We start from the raw sequence: 2373 nt of genomic DNA on the forward strand, positions 1-2373 counted from the left end.
AGACAGGCCCGGAGGTTCCGGGCCGCGGGCGTGCCGTGACGGCCGGGCCGGGCGCTGTTCAACGCCGGCGGCGGGTGCTCCTGCGATCAGCCTGTTTGGTCTCCAGCATGTGGCTGGACGTGGCTGGACGGGGGATGGGGAGGTCCCGGGCGCTGGAGTCTTTCAATCAGCAGTTGGGGTGCGATCGCGCCTTGACGGGCGACTGGCCGGGAGGTGTACGGTGCGTTCCGGCGGGCCCGGGAGAGGGCGCAGATGGAAAGTGCGGCGGCCTCCTGAATGGTGGCACGCGGCGTCCTGGACTGCAGCACGGGCCCGGCCCTTTCTTCCCCCTGAAGTAGTGGGCCGTGAACATGGCCAACATCAAGTCTAAACGCTGACAAAATCGGGGCGCAAGTGGATAAAAAACCTGGGGCCCTTCGACCCTGTCGCGCGGGTGGGCTGCGGGCTGAATACGGTGCCGGTTTCAGTCGTCCTGGCGCAGCACGTAATGGCGGAGGAAGGCGCTGACGTCCACCAGTTCGGCCGCCGAGATGGCGTGGCCCATTCCGGGGTAGGTCCGCGCCGTGAGCTGCGTGTGCTCGTGGAGCCATTCCTCGGTGTGTTCCGTGGCGGCGTCGTTGATCACCAGGTCCTCCCGGTCCCGGCCCCAAAAGAAGGGCGGCCGGGAGTCGAACGATTCGCTCATCGCCAGAAGTTCGTTTTCCAGCACAAACCCGGACAGCCCCACGACGGTCTGGAACTGCGCCGGCCGCAGCCGCAGCAGGGTGGTGGCCATGGCCATGCCCTGGGAGTAACCGAGCAGGCTCACGCTGCTGTGCTGGTCCTTGACGGATTCGATCCAGTTGAAGACCGCGTTGGTGGAGGAGATGACGTCGGCGAAGTCATGGGTCAGGAAGTAGTCCAGCAGGAACCAGCCGTAGCCGTCCCCGATGACCTTGGGGCCGCGCAGCGCGGCGCAACTGAACCCGGCGGGCAGGCGGTCGAAGAGTTTCACCATCCGGGATTCATCCCGGCCGTAGCCGTGCATCATCACCAGCAGCGGCGTGCCGGCGCGTTCATGTTCCGGCTTGGACCAGACGACTGTCTCCATCGGAACAGCCTAGCTTTCGGTGACCACCAGCGCGGTGCTGTGGCCGCCGAATCCGAAGGCATTGGCGATGCCCGCCCGGGCCGGCTGGCTCTCAACAGTTCTGTGGAGGAGGTTGAGGTCGATCCCGATATCCGGCTGGTCCAGGTTGCTGATGCCGGGAACCGCCCCGGTCTTCAAGGCCTGGATCATGACTATCGCTCCGAGCGCGCCGGCGCCGCCGAGGAGGTGCCCGGTGAGGGATTTCGTGGACGTGACAGGAACCTGGGTTCCGAGCACGGCCTTGATCGCTTCCGCTTCCAGGCGGTCCCCGACCGGCGTGGAGGTTGCGTGCGCGTGGACCAGTCCGATGTCGGCGGCACCCAGGCCTGCGGCCGCGATCGCTTTTTCCATCACCCGGCGCTGGGTGGCCGGATCAGCAGCGACGATGTCGACGGCGTCGGACGTCACCGCGGTCCCGGCCACGACACCAAGGATTTCGGCCCCGCGGGCGCGGGCATGGTCTTCGCGCTCCAGGACCAGGACCGCGGCGCCTTCGGCCAGCACGAATCCGTCCCGGTCCCGGTCGAAGGGCCGGGAGGCGGCCTGCGGGTCCCCGTTGCGTGTGGACAGGGCCCGGATTTGCGCGAACCCGCTGACAATCAGGCCGTTGATGCAGGAATCCACGCCGCCGGCGATCACGACGTCCGCCGCGCCGGCCCGGATCATGTCTGCTGCCTGCGAGATGGCTTCCGCCCCGGAGGCGCAGGCACTCACCGGAGTGCGCGCGCCGCCTTTGGCGCCGACGTCGATGGAGACCCAGGCCGCGGGGCCGTTGGCCATGATCCGGGTGAGGGTGTGCGGGGAGACCCTGCGCGGGCCGCTGGCATCCAGCGTCCGGGTCTGGTCCAGGGTGGTGTCCAGGCCGCCGTAGCCGGAGCCGATCACCACCGCCAGGCGCTCCGGGTCAGGCTCCGGACGGCCGGCCTGCGCCCACGCTTCACGGGCTGCGATCAGGGCCAGCTGCCCGCACCGGTCCATCCTCTTGTATTCGGGGATGGACAGCAGCGATGCGACGTCTACGGTCACGCGGCCGGCCATGCGGACGGGCAGCGGCTGGGCCCAGTCGTCGTCGAGGGCCACGATTCCGGACCGCCCGGCCAGCAGCGCGGCCCGGGTCTCGGCCGCGGTGCCGCCAACTGGGGTCACCGCCCCGAGCCCGGTGACAACGACTCTGGGTGAACCTTCAGGCATGGGTAACCGGTATTTCTGTGAGACCTGCCGCGGACCCGCGGGAAGTGCGGGGG

The 2373-nt window shown here is 68.7% G+C and carries 2 protein-coding genes; both read right to left on the reverse strand.

Going from position 1 to position 2373, the window contains the following annotated elements:
- Window positions 1-463: 463 nt before the first annotated feature.
- On the reverse strand, window positions 464-1090 hold the full coding sequence (locus tag BJQ90_RS00875; RefSeq protein ID WP_226758426.1) for an alpha/beta hydrolase: 627 nt from the start codon (window positions 1088-1090) through the stop codon (window positions 464-466).
- Between the two features lie 9 nt (window positions 1091-1099).
- Window positions 1100-2320 carry a beta-ketoacyl-[acyl-carrier-protein] synthase family protein gene (locus BJQ90_RS00880; protein ID WP_226758427.1) on the reverse strand — a complete coding sequence of 407 codons (1221 nt, stop codon included), beginning with the start codon at window positions 2318-2320 and terminating at the stop codon, window positions 1100-1102.
- Window positions 2321-2373: the final 53 nt, after the last annotated feature.

The organism is Arthrobacter sp. SO3, assembly GCF_020532825.1.
Taxonomy (GTDB): domain Bacteria; phylum Actinomycetota; class Actinomycetes; order Actinomycetales; family Micrococcaceae; genus Arthrobacter.